15 protein-coding genes are annotated in these 16190 nt (G+C 68.4%); all 15 read right to left on the bottom strand.

Annotated features, from left to right (window positions below; all coding sequences use genetic code 11):
- Positions 1–71: 71 nt before the first annotated feature.
- Positions 72–1040 (bottom strand): RluA family pseudouridine synthase, encoded by a 969-nt coding sequence (locus C566_RS0100440; protein WP_018772356.1) that lies wholly within the window; start codon positions 1038–1040, stop codon positions 72–74.
- A 25-nt stretch (positions 1041–1065) separates the two neighbouring features.
- Positions 1066–1644 (bottom strand): signal peptidase II, encoded by a 579-nt coding sequence (gene lspA, locus C566_RS0100435; RefSeq protein WP_026266244.1) that lies wholly within the window; start codon positions 1642–1644, stop codon positions 1066–1068.
- Between the two features lie 152 nt (positions 1645–1796).
- Positions 1797–2492 (bottom strand): DivIVA domain-containing protein, encoded by a 696-nt coding sequence (locus tag C566_RS0100430; RefSeq protein WP_018772354.1) that lies wholly within the window; start codon positions 2490–2492, stop codon positions 1797–1799.
- Positions 2493–2658: 166 nt separating this feature from the next.
- Complete coding sequence (locus tag C566_RS0100425) at positions 2659–2967, bottom strand: YggT family protein (protein ID WP_018772353.1); 309 nt, start codon at positions 2965–2967, stop codon at positions 2659–2661.
- A gap of 137 nt (positions 2968–3104) precedes the next feature.
- Positions 3105–3635: a cell division protein SepF gene (locus C566_RS0100420; protein ID WP_026266243.1), complete on the bottom strand. Its 531-nt coding sequence runs from the start codon at positions 3633–3635 to the stop codon at positions 3105–3107.
- Positions 3636–3722: 87 nt separating this feature from the next.
- Positions 3723–4427, bottom strand: coding sequence for a YggS family pyridoxal phosphate-dependent enzyme (locus C566_RS0100415; protein WP_043465798.1), 705 nt, complete (start codon positions 4425–4427; stop codon positions 3723–3725).
- A gap of 94 nt (positions 4428–4521) precedes the next feature.
- The gene (locus tag C566_RS20355) at positions 4522–5280 is read right to left on the bottom strand and encodes a polyphenol oxidase family protein (protein WP_051082203.1); all 759 of its coding nucleotides are present in this window, start codon (positions 5278–5280) and stop codon (positions 4522–4524) included.
- A gap of 125 nt (positions 5281–5405) precedes the next feature.
- Positions 5406–6623, bottom strand: a complete 1218-nt coding sequence (ftsZ, locus tag C566_RS0100405; protein ID WP_026266241.1) for a cell division protein FtsZ — start codon at positions 6621–6623, stop codon at positions 5406–5408.
- 254 nt (positions 6624–6877) lie between these two features.
- Positions 6878–7804: a cell division protein FtsQ/DivIB gene (locus C566_RS0100400; protein WP_018772348.1), complete on the bottom strand. Its 927-nt coding sequence runs from the start codon at positions 7802–7804 to the stop codon at positions 6878–6880.
- The gene (gene murC / locus C566_RS0100395; RefSeq protein ID WP_018772347.1) at positions 7797–9197 is read right to left on the bottom strand and encodes a UDP-N-acetylmuramate--L-alanine ligase; all 1401 of its coding nucleotides are present in this window, start codon (positions 9195–9197) and stop codon (positions 7797–7799) included. Before murC ends, C566_RS0100400 begins: the two co-directional genes overlap by 8 nt.
- A gap of 4 nt (positions 9198–9201) precedes the next feature.
- A complete protein-coding gene (gene murG, locus C566_RS0100390) occupies positions 9202–10359 on the bottom strand; it encodes an undecaprenyldiphospho-muramoylpentapeptide beta-N-acetylglucosaminyltransferase (RefSeq protein WP_018772346.1) in 1158 nt (385 codons plus the stop codon).
- 10 nt (positions 10360–10369) lie between these two features.
- Positions 10370–11929: a putative lipid II flippase FtsW gene (gene ftsW, locus C566_RS0100385; RefSeq protein WP_018772345.1), complete on the bottom strand. Its 1560-nt coding sequence runs from the start codon at positions 11927–11929 to the stop codon at positions 10370–10372.
- A gap of 2 nt (positions 11930–11931) precedes the next feature.
- Positions 11932–13533, bottom strand: a complete 1602-nt coding sequence (murD, locus tag C566_RS0100380) for a UDP-N-acetylmuramoyl-L-alanine--D-glutamate ligase (protein ID WP_051082202.1) — start codon at positions 13531–13533, stop codon at positions 11932–11934.
- The gene (gene mraY / locus C566_RS0100375) at positions 13515–14624 is read right to left on the bottom strand and encodes a phospho-N-acetylmuramoyl-pentapeptide-transferase (RefSeq protein WP_018772343.1); all 1110 of its coding nucleotides are present in this window, start codon (positions 14622–14624) and stop codon (positions 13515–13517) included. The genes murD and mraY overlap by 19 nt, the downstream gene beginning before the upstream one ends.
- Positions 14621–16189, bottom strand: coding sequence for a UDP-N-acetylmuramoyl-tripeptide--D-alanyl-D-alanine ligase (locus tag C566_RS0100370; RefSeq protein ID WP_018772342.1), 1569 nt, complete (start codon positions 16187–16189; stop codon positions 14621–14623). The genes mraY and C566_RS0100370 overlap by 4 nt, the downstream gene beginning before the upstream one ends.
- Position 16190 lies beyond the last annotated feature (1 nt).

The following is a 16190-nucleotide window of genomic DNA, read 5'->3' as shown; positions in this document are numbered from 1 at the left end:
GCCGGCCAGGCCGGCAGGATCCGCCGGCCCGGCAGAATGCCTGTGGATTCAGGCCGCCCGTGCCGTGCGGCTCAGGCGTTTCCGGACTCCAGGACCGTCAGCGCGTACTGCAGGTCCTGCGGGTACTCGCTGGCGACGGTAACCCGCTCCCCTGTCCGCGGGTGGTCGAAGGACAGTTCCCTGGCGTGCAGCCACTGCCGGGTCAGCCCGAGGGTGGCGGCCAGCCGCGGGTCCGCGCCGTAGGTGAGGTCGCCGGCGCAGGGGTGGCGCAGGGCCGCGAAGTGCACGCGGATCTGGTGGGTGCGGCCCGTTTCGAGGTGCACCTCAACGAGTGAGGCCTTCCCGAAGGCTTCCAGAACCTCATAGTGCGTCACCGAGTCACGGCCGTCCTCAGTCACCGCGAACCGCCAGTCATGGCCCGGGTGCCGGCCGATGGGCGCGTCGATGGTGCCCGCCAGCGGATCGGGAAGGCCCTGGACGACGGCGTGGTAGACCTTGTCCACGGTGCGTTCCTTGAAGGCGCGCTTGAGCACCGTGTAGGCATTTTCGGTCTTGGCGACCACCATGACGCCGGAGGTCCCGACGTCGAGCCGGTGGACGATGCCGGCGCGCTCCGGGGCACCCGACGTCGAAATCCGGTAGCCGAGCCCGGCGAGGCCACCCACCACTGTGGGTCCCACCCAGCCGGGCGAGGGGTGGGCGGCCACGCCGACCGGTTTGTCGATGACGACAAATTCGTCATCGTCCAGCAGGATCAACAGGTCGTCCACTACTTCCTCCACGATTTCCAGGGGGTCCCTGCGGTCCGGCACCACGACCTCGAGTACGGTGCCCAGGGTGAGCTTGAGGGATTTCCCGACCTTCCCTGCGTTGCTGGTGACGTTGCCTTCGGCGATCAGGACGGCGGCCTGGGAGCGGGAGATGTCCATCAGCCTGGCCAGGCCGGCGTCCACGCGGGAACCGGCGAGGTCCTCCGTGACGGTGAAGCGGTGGTGCCCGGCGGGTGCGGTGCCGGCTTCGCCGGCCATATCGGCCGCCATGTCAGCGGCGTTTCCTGAGGCAGTTTCAGACATCGTTAGCCACCGTATCCTTCGTTTGGCGCGAGCCATCCAGGGAAATCCCGCGGAGCGTGAGCAGGCAGATGATCACGACGGCGGAGACGACCGCGGAGTCGGCAATGTTGAAGATCGCGAAGTTTGGCAGCTGGATGAAGTCCACCACATGGCCCATCGCGAAAGACGGCTCGCGGAACAGCCGGTCCGTCAGGTTGCCGAGTGCGCCGCCGAGCAGCAGCCCCAGCGCCAGCGCCCACCAGAGCGAGCCGAGCTTGCGCAGCTGCAGCAGGATCGCGACAGACACAGCCGCCATGATGATCGTGAACACCCAGGTGACGTTCTCGCCGATCGAGAACGCCGCCCCCGAGTTGCGGATGTAGAACCAGTGCAGCAACGGCGGAAAGACGGGGATCCGCTCGCCCTCGGTCATGGTGGTCGTCACCCAGAGCTTGGTCAGCTGGTCGAACACGTAGGCGAAGACCGCGAAGGCAGCGAAGAGGACGAACAGCTTTGCCCGCCGCGGACGGGCGCGGACGGGCTCTGCGGCCTCGACGGGCTGCATGGCGTCTGGTGATGGTGCGTCAGTCATAGGGCTTTCGATCGGGAGCCAGTGCGGGGACCGGGTTCAGGTACCGGCAAGCGCCGGGCACCTGGTCCGGTGCCGGCACGTTGCGGGAAAAGGGAAAAGCCGGCGGCCGAGGAATCCTCAGCCACCGGCTTTCAGAATACTTGCTTTTTGCCCTAGCTGGCTTCGCCAACCTCGGGAGCCGCAACAGAGCCGCGGGCGTCCAGGTCGCGGAGCTGGCCTTCGATGTAGGCCTTCAGGCGTGAGCGGTAGTCGCGCTCGAAGCCGCGAAGCTGCTCGACCTTGCGTTCCAGGACGGAGCGCTGCTGCTCGAGGGCACCGAGGATCTTGCGGGACTTTTCCTGCGCATCGTTGACGAGGCTGCTGGCCTCGATCTGGGCTTCAGCGATGATCTTGTCCCGCTGCTGCTCGCCGTCGGCGATGTGCTTGTCGTGCATCTGCTGCGCCATGGCGAGCAGGCCGGCAGCGGACTCCGACGCCGGGGTGGCCGCGCTGCGTGCCGGCTCGACAACCTGGGCGGCCTTGGCAGCCTGCTCGGCTTCCTTCTTCTTGGCGGCTTCTGCGGCCGCCTTTGCCTTGGCCTCAGCCTCGGCCTTGGCGGTGTCTTCCTTCTCGGCCTTGACGGGCGCCGGGACCTTTTCCACCACGGGTGCGGCGGCTGCGGAGCTGGCAGGCGTGCCGGCGCCGGATTCGGCGAGCTTCTTGCGCAGCTCGTCGTTCTCCTGGTTCAGGCGCCGAAGTTCGACGACGATCTCGTCCAGGAAGTCGTCAACCTCGTCCTGGTCGTAGCCTTCGCGGAACTTGGTCGGCTGAAAGCGCTTGTTGACAACGTCTTCTGGCGTCAAAGCCATCTGGTCACCTCGTTGGTCTAGTTAGTCAGTAGGCCTTCCGGCCGTCAAAACTACGGTACCTAAATATGGTCTGGTTCCTCTAATTCAACACCGCAGTGTCAAACCGGAGTTTTCTTTCAGTTTGGGCCTGGGCCCGGGCAGGTCGCTGACCGGCTGCGGCGGCGGCCTATGCTGCGATCGGCTGGGCGTACACCAGGCCCTTGACGACCCACATCGCCACGCTCACGGCCACGAACAGCAGCAGGAAGCCGATGTCCAGCGACATTCCGCCCAGCCGCAGCGGCGGAATGAGCCGGCGGAGCAGTTTGAGGGGCTTGTCCGTGACCGAATACACAGCATGCGCTGTCACGAGTGCCAAACCGCGCGGCCGCCAGCTTCGGGCAAACATCTGCACCCAGTCGTAGACCAGGCGGATGATCAATGCCACGAAAAAAAGCAACAGAGCGATATAGACGAGCCCCAAAACAATTCCCATGAGCTAACTCATATCTCCATGTTCATTCCGGATACCGAAGTGTCCTAAGGAAAGTGTTACTTCTATTTCAACACGGATAATTCCGCACGGATGCCAGGCAGGTGTCCCCGCCTGGCATCAGTACCGAATATTCGGGCCTAGCTCTGGTTGAAGAAACTTGCCTGCGTCTCGCTGACCTTCTTGTCGTCGCCAATGACTTCGATGTACGACGGCGAGAGCAGGAAGACCTTGTTCGTCACCCGCTCGATGCTGCCGCGGAGGCCGAAAACAAGACCGGCGGAGAAGTCCACGAGGCGCTTGGCGTCAGCCTCCCCCATGTCGGTGACGTTCATGATGACGGGGATGCCGTCGCGGAAGCTTTCGCCGATGAGCTTGGCGTCGTTGTACGACCGCGGATGGATGGTCGTGATCTGCCGGAGTCCGGTGGTCTCTTCGCGGCTCGATGCCGCACGCTTGATGGGTGTCACAGGTGCGCGATATTCCTCTTCAGCGGCGTGAGGCTCTTCCCGGGGGACCTCGCGGACGGGCGCCGGCGCACGTCGTTCCTCGCGGTCCTGCTCCATGGATTCGTCCTCATCCTTGTGCGGTGTGGGGTGCTCAGACTCGTAGTGTTCGTCGCCGTCGGCGAGCCCAAGATAGATCATTGTCTTGCGCAGAGCGCCAGCCATGGTCGACTCCTAATCTTGTCCGTAAGCGGGCCGCTTAGTGACTAGACAGCCTTGGAATCCCCGCCATTACCTTCCAATACGTCGAACTTACCGCAGGGCCGGACGCGGACCGAGAATATCGGAGCCAATGCGCAGGTGTGTCGCCCCGAAGCGGATGGCCTCTTCGAGGTCCTGGCTCATGCCGGCGGATATTCCCGTGGCGTGTGGAAATTGTTCTGCCAGCCGCCCGGAAATGCCTGCCAGCTTTTCGAAGGCAGCCGCCGGGTCCGCCCCGAGCGGGGCAACGGCCATGACGCCGGCGAGCCTGAGTCCGGGGGCGGCGGCCAGCTGTTCGGCCAGTGCGGGGACGTCGCCGGGGGCCGCGCCGCCGCGGTGCGCCCCTTCGTCCTCGTCCAGGCTGACCTGGATGAAACAGTCCAGCGGCGGGCGGCCCGAGCGGTCGCTTTCGACGGCCATCGCCTTGGCCAGGGCGGAGGCCACAGCTTCCCGGTCCACGGAGTGCACCGACGCGGCGTACTTCACCACGGATTTGGCCTTCTTGCTTTGGAGCTGACCGATGAAGTGCCAGCTCAGGCCCAGGTCCTGGAGCTGCGCCGCCTTTTCCGCGGCCTCCTGGTCCCGGTTCTCCCCGACGTCGGTGACCCCCAGCGACGCCAGCCGCCGGACGTCCTGCGCAGGATGGAACTTGGTGACGACGATCAGGCGCGGTGGCGTCGCCTGCCGGCCCGCGGCGGCCACGGCGGCGTCGATCCGGCGGCGGACGGCCGCGAGGTTCGCCTCCAGCTGGGCCATGCGGGGGCCTTCCAGCGCGTCCGTCCGGTTCTCATGATGCTCCCCCGGCGCCGTGGCGGGATTGACGGCGTTGGTGTCGGGGCCCTGCACCGGCTCAGTCATGGCCCTGCGCCCTGGCCCGGTGTGTCCCGCGTGTCCCGTCCGTCCATGCCAGCCCGGCGAAGCGGCCGGTGTGGCTGTTGCGGCGGTAGGAGAAGAGGGTGTCGTCCTCGAGGGTGCATCCCCCGGAGTATTCGATCGCGACGCCGGCAGCTTCCAGCTGGCTCCGCACCCCGGCCGGCAGGTCCAGGCCAGGGGTGCCGGTGGAGGTCGTGCACCAGGTGGCGGGCACGGCCGCGGCAACGTCCGCCCGCAGCTGGTCGGGGACCTCGTAGCAGCGCCCGCAGACCGAGGGCCCCACCCAGGCGCTGATGCGGTCCGCGCCGAGCTCCCGGAGGCGGGCGACGGCGGCGGGCACCACCTCGGCGGCGACGCCGGGCCGTCCGGCGTGGATGACGCCCAGCACCGGCGCCCCGGCCAGGTCCTCGCCGACCAGGACCACCGGCACACAGTCCGCCACCAGGACGGCCAGCGGCTCTGTCCGGGAGACCATGGCATCGGCCGTGGGCGCGGCCGGATCTTGGCCGGCGCTGTCCGCGGCCGTGGATCCAACGATGGTGGCGACGTCACTGCCGTGGACCTGGTTCATGTACCGGAAGGACCGCCCGCCGAGCCCGGCGGCCGCTTCGAGCTCTGCGCGCCGGCGGCGGACCGCCACGGGGTCATCACCGACATGCAGTGCCAGGTTCCCGGCCGTGGCGTCGGTGAAAGCCACCCATACGCCCGGCCGGACTTCAGCCCGCCAGCAAAACAATCACAACACCGCCATCAACATGTCCGGAATACCTGCGTTCATACAATCCACCGTAACCCGCCGCAAAGCAGCATGGCACCGCCGGACGGCGGTGCCATGCTGAAGCCGAGCTAGTTACGAGCTACTTACTTGAGGAAGTCCGGGACATCCAGGTCATCGGAGTGCCGGCCGGACAGGTCCGGCTCCACGACGGCCGGAAGGTCGACGTCGAAGCCCGAATCGGCCGGCACGGCAGAGGGACGCTGCTGGCCCCAGCCGCCGTAGCCGGAAGCGCCGACAGTGGCGTGCAGCGGCTGGACCGGGGCGGAGGCAGGTGCCTGCGCCGGGGCCGGGGCGGCGGACGTGGGGCGCTGCGGCGCGGCCGGCAGGGATTGGTCCATGGACGGCGAGGTGGCCTTGACGTCGTCGAAGCCGGCGGCGATGACGGTGACGCGCGCCTCGTCGCCAAGGGCGTCGTCGATCACGGCGCCGAAGATGATGTTCGCCTCCGGGTGGGCGACTTCCTGGACCAGGCGGGCGGCCTCGTTGATTTCGAAGAGGCCAAGGTCCGAGCCGCCCTGGATGGACAGCAGCACACCGTGCGCGCCGTCGATCGATGCTTCCAGCAGTGGGGAGGCGATGGCCAGCTCCGCAGCCTTCACGGCACGGTCTTCGCCGCGGGCGGAACCGATGCCCATCAGCGCGGAACCGGCACCCTGCATGACCGACTTGACGTCGGCGAAGTCGAGGTTGATCAGGCCGGGGGTGGTGATGAGGTCCGTGATGCCCTGGACACCGGAGAGCAGGACCTGGTCGGCGGAACGGAACGCGTCCAGGACCGAGACGTTGCGGTCGCTGATGGAGAGCAGGCGGTCGTTCGGGATCACGATCAGGGTGTCGACTTCATCGCGCAGGGCGTCAATGCCGGCCTCGGCGGAGCCGGCCCGGCGGCGGCCTTCGAACGTGAAGGGGCGCGTCACGACGCCGATGGTCAGGGCGCCAAGGGACCGGGCGATCCGGGCAACGACGGGCGCGCCGCCGGTGCCGGTTCCGCCGCCTTCGCCGGCGGTGACGAAGACCATGTCTGCGCCACGGATGACCTCTTCGATTTCATCAGCGTGGTCCTCCGCGGCCTGCCGGCCAACTTCAGGGTTCGCGCCAGCACCGAGTCCACGGGTCAGCTCACGCCCGACGTCGAGCTTGACGTCGGCATCGCTCATCAACAATGCCTGGGCATCGGTGTTGATGGCGATGAATTCGACGCCGCGAAGACCGACCTCGATCATGCGGTTGACTGCGTTCACGCCACCGCCGCCGATGCCGACGACCTTGATGACGGCCAAGTAATTCTGCGGAGCTGCCACGTTACGTGTCCCTTGTTCGTGTACTAATGCGAAAACTGATCGAGTCCTGCTTGAAGCTTTGAACCTTAACCTTCGACTTGAAGGTTATAGTTATGTCAAGTAACTCATGTCTGTGACGGTATTTCCTATGCAGGGGACATTCAATAACCGGCGCCGCGTGTCGCGCGAATACCGGGCAAATAGCCCCTGTAAGTAGTCCCGCGGCCAGCTGGACGTCCGCTGGACATCCAGCCCGCGGCGGATCCGATTGCCGGCTACCGCGTGACGGGGTGCCGGGGCACGCTGACATCGTAGACCTTCACCGGATTTTTGGGGTCGGCCGGGACCTTCAGGAGGGCAGACAGGACCCGTGCCTTCAGCTCCTTCTCCCCCGCGTTGCCCCAGACGATTGTCTGCCCGTCGACGAGTTTGAGTTCGACGGCGTCGGCAGACGCGGCAGAGGCGTTGGAGAGCCGGGCCAGCACATCGGCCGGCAGGGCCCCAAGCACCGCCGTGATGGCCTGGAACAGGTCCTTCGGCAGCGTTCCGCTGCCGCCGTCGATCACCGGAAGCGATACCGACGCGGCATCGGCGGTGGTGCTGAGCTGGACACCGTCGACGTCCACCAGCTGGAACGTTTTGCCCTGCTTGACCAGGGCCACGGGAATGCGCTCGGTGACGTGCACCTGCAACGTGGCGGGCGGCAGCGCCTTCGCGGTGACGCCCTTGACCTGGACCAGCGGCTTGAGCAGTGCCGTGACCTCCTCCTCGCTGATCTGCGGCAGCGGCTTGCCCTGAAGGGGCGCGAGGGCGGCCTGAACCTGGTCCGGGTGCAGCATTTTTGTGCCCTCCACCGTGACCGTCCGCAGGGCCAGCACAGGCGAGTAGACGGCGGCCGCGACGATGCCGGCCATCAGCACGGCCACGATCCCGATGGTGCTGAGCAGGATCCGCCGGCGGCGCTTGCCCTTGGGCTCGGGGAAGGAGAGGACCTTGCCGGGCCCGTTGTCCGGTGTGCCCTGCAGGTTCTGCGGATTGCGGGCCGGGCCGCCGGCGGTCTCCGCGGCGGTCTTGGACGCCGAAATGACATCCGTGCCCGGTCCGCCGGACGGCGGCCGGGAGCCGGTTCCGGCATTAGTGCCGGCGCCGGTTCCGCCGGCGCCGGATCCCCCGCGGTAGGTGGGGCGCCTGGCGCTAGGCACCGGCGGCCTCGGCCGTCAGGGCCTCGACAACCAGCGGCCCGTAGGCCGTGACGTCACCGGCGCCGGCGGTCAGCACGATGTCCCCCGGTCCGGCGGCCGCCAGCAGTGCCTGCACAGCCTCCCCGTCGGGTCCGACAAGGCGGCCGCTTGAGCCCAGGTGCTCGGCGATCAGCCCGCTGGTGACGCCTGGAATGGGATCCTCGCGGGCAGGATAGATGTCCAGGACCAGGGCCGTGTCCGCCGTGTTGAGCGCTTCGGCGAACTCGCGGGCAAATTCGCGGGTCCGGGAAAACAGGTGCGGCTGGAAGAGCACGTGCACCTTGTGCTCCCCGGCGACCGCCCGTGCCGCGGACAGCGCGGCCCGGACTTCCGTGGGGTGGTGGGCATAGTCGTCGTAGACGCGGACGCCGCGGCCTTCCCCCTTGAACTCGAAACGGCGCGAGGCTCCGGAGAAGTGGGCCAGTGCCGCCGCAGCGGTGTCCGGCGCGACGCCGAGTTCGATCGCCACGGCGAAGGCTGCGGCAGCGTTGAGCGCGTTGTGCCGGCCCGGAACCTGGAGTTCGACGCCGAACGTGCCCGCCGTCGTCGAGATCCCCATCCGGCCGACTCCCGCGTCGTGCAGCCGGATGGCGGCGTCGTCGGCCGTTCCGTACAGGACCACGCGGGTGTTGCCGCGGGCCACGGTGCGCTCGGCCAGTGCCCTGGCTCCGGGGTCGTCCGCGCACGCCACCAGGACGCCGTCGGCCGGGAGCAGGGCCGTGAAGCTGTCAAAGGAGGCATAGACGGCCTCGGCGGTGCCGTAGAAGTCCAGGTGGTCCGGCTCGACGTTGGTCACCACGGCGATCGTGGGGCGGTAGTTCAGGAAGGAGCCGTCCGACTCGTCGGCCTCGGCGACGAAGATCCCCGCCGTGCCGTGCGCCGCGTTGACCCCGAGCGCCGGGACGTTGGCGCCGATCGCGAACGAGGGGTCCAGTCCGGCGCCTTGCAGCAGCACCGTGATCATGGAGGTCGTGGTGGACTTGCCGTGCGTTCCGGCGACTGCCACCACGGTGTCATCGGCCATCGTGGCGGCCAGCGCCTCGGAGCGGTGCAGCACAGGGAGTCCGGCGGCACGGGCCGCTGCGAGCTCGGGGTTGTCGGGCCGGATCGCAGAGCCGGCGACCACCGTCTGGGCGTCTCCCAGGTTGCCGGGAGCGTAGCCCACGGCGATCCGCGCCCCGGCGGCGGCGAGGTCCGCCATGACGGGCAGCGACTTGGCGTCGGAGCCGCTCACCGGGATGCCGCGGGCCACCATGATGCGGGCAACGGCGGACATGCCGACGCCGCCGATGCCGATGAAGTGAACGCGGCCGAGGGATTCCAGGGCACGCGTGCCGTGTTGGGGCTGGGTCATTGCTCTACTGCTTCCTGCCGTGCTGGTTCGTGCGGTGTCGATTCCCGCTGTGCTTGTTCGAGGACGCGACTTCGAGGATGAGATCGGCCATGCGCCGGTCCGCGTTGCGGATGCCGAGCTGTTCGGAGCTGGCGGCCATCCGGGCCAGCCTGTCCGTGTCCTGCAGCAGGGGAATGATGCTGCCGTTGATCCAGTCCGCGGAGAAGGCCTTGTCATCGACGATCAACGCGCCTCCTGCGGCGACAAGGCCCGCGGCGTTCAGCGCCTGCTCGCCGTTGCCGATGGGCAGGGGGACGAAGACGGCGGGCACGCCCACGGCGGCCACCTCGCAGACCGTGGCGGCTCCGGCGCGGGCCAGCAGCAGGTCCGCCGCGGCGTAGACGGTTTCCATGCCGTCCACGTACTCCACCTGCCGGTAGCCCGGCGCGGCGAGCGGCTTGCCGTCGGCGTCGTGGACGGACTTCCCGCGGCCGGTGATGTGCAGGGTCTGCACTCCGGCGTCGGCGAGGCCTCCCACGGCCGCGGCGAGGGACCGGTTGATGCTCTGGGCGCCCGAGGAGCCGCCGGTGACGATCAGCGTCGGCCGGTCCGCGTCCAGGCCGAGGGCCTGCCGTGCACCGGCCCGGGCAGCCGCGCGGTCGAGGCCGGAAATTTCGGGGCGCATGGGCATGCCGACGTGCCGGGCGGCGCGGCCCAGCTTGGTCGCGGCGAAGGCCACTGCCACGTGGGCGCCGAGGGCCGCGCCGACGCGGTTTGCCAGGCCGGGACGGGTGTTGGCCTCGTGGACCACGATCGGGATTCTCCGGCGCCGGGCCGCGAGGTACATCGGCGTGCACACGTAGCCGCCGACCCCCACCAGGACGTCGGCGCCTGCCTCATCCAGGATGGAGCCCGCCTGCTTCACCGCACCGGCCATCCGGCCCGGCAGCCGCAGCAGGTCCGCGGAAGGCTTGCGCGGGAGCGGGACACGGCTGATGGTGGCGAGGTCCAGGCCGGCCGCCGGAACGAGCCGCGCTTCCATTCCGCCGGGGGTCCCGACAGCCAGGAGCTGCACTCCGGGGCGGGACTGCCGGAGGGCGCCGGCGATTGCCAGCAGCGGGCTGATATGGCCGGCGGTTCCGCCGCCGGCAAGGACCACGGACAGGGGCGACTCGGTGTTCATGAAGGGCTGTTTACGCTTTCGTACGGTTCTTGGCGGCAGGGTTCTTGGCGGGGTTCTTGGTTGCGGGAGGCTTGGCGGGGTTCTTGGTTGCGGGAGGCTTGGCGGGGTTCTTGCCTGCGGGGTTCTTGCCTGCGGGGGCCTTGGGACGGGCTGCGGTGCGGGCGGCGGATCGGCTGGAGGCGGTGCTGGCGGCGGACCGGCTGGCGGCAGTCCTTGCGGCCCGGGCAGCGCGGGCCCTCCGCACGGAATTGGCGAAGGCGGCCGGGCCGAACTTGAGCATCTTCTTCGGCTGCATGCCGGGTTCCATCTGGGCCCGGGCCAGGGACAGGACGACGCCGATGGCACACAGCGACATCAGCAGGGCGGAGCCGCCGTAAGAAATGAAGGGCAACGGGACACCGATCACGGGTGCGAGCCCGGTGACCACGGCCATGTTGACGCTGGCCTGGCCCAGCAGCCAGACCATGATCGTGCCGGCCAGGACGCGGTGGAAGACATCGTGCTGGGCGACGACCACCCGGTAGATGGCGGTGCCGAGGATGGCGAAGAGGACCAGGACGACGAGCGTGCCGACCAGTCCGAGCTCCTCGCCGATGATCGCGAAAATGAAGTCGTTGTGCGCTTCCGGGATCCAGCTGTACTTCTGCCGGCTCTGGCCCAGTCCGACGCCGAACCAGCCGCCGGACGCGAGCCCGTACAGGCCGTTGGTGGACTGGTAGTTCAGGTCCGAGCCGTCAGCGCAGGTCTGGCCCGTCCAGGACAGGATGCGGCACATCCGGTTCGGGCTCGTGACGGCGAGGATCGTCGCGCCAAGGGCCAGGACCGCTCCGGCGAAGCCGAAAAGGTAAAGCCGCACGCCGGCGAAGAACAGCGCGGCGGCCACGATGATCATCACGATCATGGCCGTCCCGAGGTCGTTTCCGGCCAGGATGAGGCCCAGGACCGCAATGGCGCCCGGGAGCACGACCGGAATGAGCGCGTGGCGCCATTCGTGGAGGAGCTTGGCTTTGCGGTCAAGCACCGTGGCCATCCAGAGCGCGAGGGCAAGCTTGGCGGCTTCGGAGGGCTGGAAAGTGAACGGTCCGACGTCGATCCAGTTCTGGTTGCCCAGGGCGCTGCGTCCCACGAGAAGGACCAGGCCCAGCAGGGCGATGGCCAGGAATATGAGCGGCCAGGCGAAGCGCCTGAGCCAGACGACGTTCACGCGTGAGAGGACAAACATCGCGAAGACGCCAATCGCGGCGAATCCGCCCTGTTTGAGGGCGGCGGAGTACGGCGACTCCCCCGCGGCGATCGCTTCAACGCTGGAGGCTGAGAGGACCATCATGATGCCGATCGCCGTCAGGGCCAGGGTGGAGCCAAGGATCAGGTAGTACGTGGATCCGTTGCGGGACTTGCCGGTGCCTTCCAATGCGGACCAGAATCCGCGGTTCCAGGCACGCACCCGGGCCGCGGGCGTGACGGCGGGCCTGCCGGCCGTTGTCGGGGCCGCCGAAGGCGTCTTGGTGCCGCTGGTGGCCCCGCCGGCGGCGGGCCGTGCCGCCGTCGTACGTGTGGGCGTGCTGACCATTGTTACTCCTCGCTGGTCTGAGCCTGCCCTTCCACGAGCTCGCGGACAGCTTCGATGAAGGCATCGCCACGGTGAGCATAGGAAGAGAACTGGTCCATGGAAGCAGCCGCCGGGGCCAGCAGCACGGTGTCCCCGGAGGCGGCCAGCTGCGCCGCCGAGGCAACGGCTTGGGCCATCACAGTCTCGCCGAAAATCGGCGAAGGGCCTGCGTCGGCTTTGGCCGTACCGGCAGTCTGCACGTCTTCAGTCTCGCCCTTGCCCTGCCCGATCACGGGGACATCCGGCGCGTGTCGCTTCAGGGCGGCCTGCAGATCGCTGGAGTCCGCGCCGATCAGGACCACGGCCTTGAGCCGGCTGCCCTGTTCCTGGATCAGGGAGTCGTAGTTCACGCCCTTGGACAAGCCTCCCGCGATCCACACCACATTCTGGAATGCGGACAACGAGGCGGCGGCGGCATGCGGGTTGGTGGCCTTGGAATCGTTGATCCAGAGCACACCCTCATGCCGGGCCACCAGCTGGATCCGGTGGTCTCCCGGTAGGTAGTTCAGCAGGCCCTGGCGCACAGCCGATGGCTCCACCCCGTAGGCCCTGACCAGGGCGGCGGCTGCCAGCGCGTTGGCCACCATGTGGCGCGGAGCCACCGGCCCCAGGTCGGCGATCGAGGCGAGTTCGGCCGCGCTGTCCTTGCGTTCTGCGATGAACGCCCGGTCCACCAGCAGTCCCTCCACGACGCCGAGCATGCTGATGGCCGGCGTCAGTGTGGTGAATCCCACGGCCCGGCAGCCTTCCACCACGTCCGCGTCCTCGACCATGCGTTCGGTCTCGATCTGCTCGGCGTTGTAGATGCAGGCCTTCTGCGTGTTCGCGTAGACCTTGGCCTTGTCGGCCAGGTAGGAGGCGTAGGAGCCGTGCCAGTCCACGTGGTCTTCAGCGACGTTGAGGCACACGCTGGCCACCGGTGACACCGAGTGGCTCCAGTGCAGCTGGAAACTGGACAGTTCCACCGCGAAGGCGTCGTAGTCCACGGGGTCGCGCAGGGCGTCCAGGATCGGGGTGCCGACGTTGCCTACGGCGATCGCTTTCAGTCCGGCGGCCTGGAGCATGGACTCGGTCAGGCCCACCGTGGTGGTCTTGCCGTTGGTGCCGGTAATGGCCAGCCAGTCGGCGGTCTTGCGGCCCTCGCGTTCGCGGAGCCGCCAGGCGAGCTCGACGTCGCCCCACACCGGGATGTGCGCCCGCGCCGCGGCGGCGAGCAGGGCCTGGTCCGGGCGCCAGCCCGGGGACGTGACCACCAGGTCCGGCTTCTGCCCGTCGATCTTCGGGACGGACTCCACCGCTTCCTCGCCCAGCAGGACGTCCACCGCGCCGACGATCTTGAGTGTGTCGGCCTGGGCCAGCGCCTTGGCGCTGGTGGCGGCATCCACCACCACCACGCGGGCGCCGAGTTCAATGAGGGTATCGGCGGCGGCGAAGCCGGAGACGCCGATGCCGGTGACCACGACGCGCAGGCCGGACCAGTCGGAATCCCAGGTGGTGAGTCCCTGCAGCCGGGGCGAGGTGGTGAGCGGGGCGGGGATGGGGCCGGTCACAGCAGTACCACCCATTCGGCGTAGAAGATGCCCAGGCCGGCGGCGACAAACAACCCGGACAGGATCCAGAACCGGACCACCACCGTGACTTCGGCCCAGCCCTTGAGCTCGAAGTGGTGCTGCAGCGGTGCCATCTTGAAGAACCGTTTGCCCTTGGTGAGTTTGAAGTAGCCCACCTGGATGATGACCGAGAGCGTGATGAGGACGAAAAGCCCGCCGATGAAGGCCAGCAGCAGTTCGGTGCGGGACAGGATGGCGAAGGCGGCGACGGCGCCGCCGATGGCAAGGGAGCCGGTGTCGCCCATGAAGATCTTCGCGGGCGAGGTGTTCCACCACAGGAACCCGACCATCGCCGCGCTCAGGATGGCGGCCAGCAGGGCCAGGTCCAGGGGGTCGCGGACCGAGTAGCAGCCGCTGCCTGCCTGCCGCGGGGATCCGCAGGCCTGGTTGCTTTGCCAGATGCCCATGAGCGTGTAGGCCCCGAACACCATGACGGAAGCGCCGGCGGCCAGGCCGTCGAGGCCGTCGGTGAGGTTCACGCCGTTGGTCGCGGCTGTGACGATCAGGTTGGACCACAGCACAAACAAGATGGCGCCGAGCACGGTTCCGGCGAACGCGAGGTTGAGCCACGGAATATCGCGCACCAGCGAGATCTGGGTGGAAGCAGGGGTCAGACCCGCGGCATTTGGGAAGTTCAGCGCCAGCACGGCAAAGATGATGCCAACGGCGCCCTGGAGGATCAGCTTGGCCTTGGCATCCAGGCCCAGGCTGCGCTGCTTGGAGATCTTGATGAAGTCATCCAGGAACCCGACCAGCCCCATGCCCACCATGAGGAAGAGCAGGAGCAGCCCGGAGGCGCTTGGCCCCGGTGAGTGCGGGTTCATCATCCACATGATCAGGTGCGTGAGCCCATAGCTGACCAGGACCGCCACGACCACAACGGTGCCGCCCATCGTGGGCGTGCCCCGCTTGGTGTGGTGGGAGGTGGGTCCGTCGTCCCGGATGAATTGGCCGTAGCCCTTGCGGACCAGGAAGCGTATGAACAACGGGGTGCCCACAAACGCGAGGAGCAGCGCCATTCCGGCGCCCATCAGCAGTGCAATCACAGCTGTGCACTCCCTTCGTTGGCGGTTGCGGCAGTTCCCTCAGCAGGTCGCTCGGGAGAGTCTTGGGTGGCACGTGGGGGTAATGCTATCCGATCCCCCAAGTGGCGCAGCCCGATGCCGTTCGATGACTTGAACAGGACCAGGTCGCCGGGCTGGAGCTCGGCTTGGAGAAGGTCGTAGGCCTCGTCCGCAGTCTCGGCGAAAACGCATTCGTCGCCCCAGGAGCCCTCGTTGACGGCTGAGACGTACAGCGACCGCGCCTCCCGGCCCACCACGACGAGCCGGGAGATGTTCAGCCGCACCACCTGGGTGCCGACTGCCATGTGCTCGCGGATGGAATCCGGGCCCAGTTCCAGCATGGCGCCCAGGACCGCCCAGGTGCGGCGGCCCTGGCCCAGCTCGGCCAATGTCCGCAGTGCTGCCCGCATGGACTCCGGGTTGGCGTTGTAGGCGTCGTTGATGACGGTCACGCCGTCGGGACGCTCGGTGCGCTCCATCCGCCAGCGGCTGGCGGCGGTCTGGGCGCTGAGCGAGGCCGCGATCTGCGCGCCGGGGATGCCGGCCGCGTGCGCCGCGGCCGCAGCCGCGAGGAGGTTGGCCATGTGATGGGCGCCGATCAGCTTGGCGGCGACGTGGTGCCGGGTTGCTTCCTGCTGTGCCGTGACGTCGGCGGGGAGGTAGAGCTCAAATTCCGGGTGGCCGTCGGCGTTCAGTTCCACGTCCGCGGCCCTCACCACATCGGCCTGGGCCACATCGGCCTGGACGCTGTGGTCCTGGTCTGTGCCGGCCGCGCGTGAGGTGAAGCCGAGCACGCGGGCCCGGGTCCGGGCTGCCATCGCGGCGACGCGGGAGTCGTCCAGGTTCAGCACGGCGGTGCCCCCGGCCGGGAGCGCCTCCACGAGTTCGCCCTTGGCGACCGCGATGTTGTCGACGCCGCCGAACTCCCCGGCGTGGGCGGAGCCGACGCCGAGGACGACGCCGATCTCCGGCCGGACCATGTCCGCGAGGTATTGGATGTGGCCGATGCCCGTGGCGCCCATCTCGATGACGAGGTAGCGGGTGTCGAAGTCGGCTTTGAAGACCGTGAGCGGCACGCCGATCTCGCCGTTGTAGGACCCTTGCGGCGCAACCGTGGCGCCGTCGGCGCCGGCGGCCGCGAAGATCCCGGCGAGCAGGTCCTTCGTGGTGGTCTTGCCGGCGGAGCCGGTGATGCCGACCACGGTGAACGCGGCGCCGGCCGCGGCGCGGCTGGCCCGGATCCGGCGGACGGCTTCGGCGGCCAGTGCGCCCATGGCCAGGACGGCGTCCTCAACGACGACGGCGGGATAGCCCGTGCCGGCGGCGTCGGCCACTTCGCGCTCCACGAGCGCCAACACGGAGCCCCGGTCAAAGGCGGCGCCGACGAAGTCGTGTCCGTCGGCGTTCTCCCCCGGTTTGGCCACATAGAGGGAACCCGCCGTGGCCTCGCGGGAGTCGGTCACCACGGAGGCGGGGGTAATTCCCGGTTCCGCGGCGAGCCGGCCGTTGGTTATGTCGGCGATTTCCGCCGCTGTAAATGCAATCATC

Origin of the sequence: Arthrobacter sp. 131MFCol6.1, assembly GCF_000374925.1 — a bacterium.
Lineage (GTDB): Bacteria > Actinomycetota > Actinomycetes > Actinomycetales > Micrococcaceae > Arthrobacter.
This window is presented reverse-complemented; position numbering and strand designations above follow the sequence as displayed.